The sequence below is a fragment of the Ralstonia sp. RL genome (genome assembly GCF_001683835.1).
In the GTDB taxonomy this organism is placed as follows: domain Bacteria; phylum Pseudomonadota; class Gammaproteobacteria; order Burkholderiales; family Burkholderiaceae; genus Ralstonia; species Ralstonia mannitolilytica.
In genome coordinates, this window is record NZ_LWRX01000045.1 from 1 (window position 1) to 733 (window position 733).

Here is a 733-nt window from a genome sequence, read left to right on the forward strand (position 1 = left end):
ACCGCCATCGCCCATGCAAAAGACCCGGTGCTGATGGCCAGCGCCATGAAGAAGGGCATCGAAGCCGGCCGCGAAGCCTTCCTGGCCGGCCGCATGGCCCGCAAATACTATTCGGCCGACCCCTCGTCGCCGACCACCGGATTGATTGGCTCATGAGCAAAGCCCCCCTGATTCACAGCGACGCCGAACGTGAGGATGGCGTCTATACCGAGGGTCGTGAAGGCCACGGTCACATCAAGAGCTTCGTGCGCCGTGCCGGTCGCATGTCGGACGCCCAGCACCGCTATTTCGACGAGATGATGCCGAAGATCGGCATTGCCTATCAGCCGTCGCCCATCGACCTGAATGCCGTGTTCGGCCGCGACAACCCGAAGATTCTCGAAATTGGCTGCGGCATGGGCGAGACGACGGCGCGTATCGCCGAGGCCAATCCGCAGAACGACTACTTCGGGCTGGAAGTGCACGTGCCCGGCGTCGGGGCGCTGTGCAAGCTGATCGCCGAGAAGAACCTGTCCAACCTGCGGATCGGCAACCACGACGCGGTCGAGGTAGTACGCGACATGCTGCCGGAGGGCGTGTTGTCCGGTATCCATGTCTTCTTCCCCGATCCCTGGCACAAGACGCGCCACAAGAAACGCCGCTTGATCCAGCCGCCTTTCGTCGCGCTGCTGGCCTCGCGCCTGAAACCGGGGGGGTATTTCCACTGCGCGACCGACTGGGAAAACTACGCCCT

1 protein-coding gene and 1 pseudogene are annotated in these 733 nt (G+C 63.2%); both read left to right on the top strand.

What is annotated here, in order from left to right:
- Positions 1-156: pseudogene (locus A6M56_RS05105) on the top strand (thiazole synthase); the annotation flags it as partial.
- Positions 153-733: tRNA (guanosine(46)-N7)-methyltransferase TrmB (trmB, locus tag A6M56_RS05110; protein ID WP_286757837.1), on the top strand; the 581-nt coding region annotated here is incomplete at its 3' end. The pseudogene A6M56_RS05105 and the gene trmB, both read left to right, overlap by 4 nt.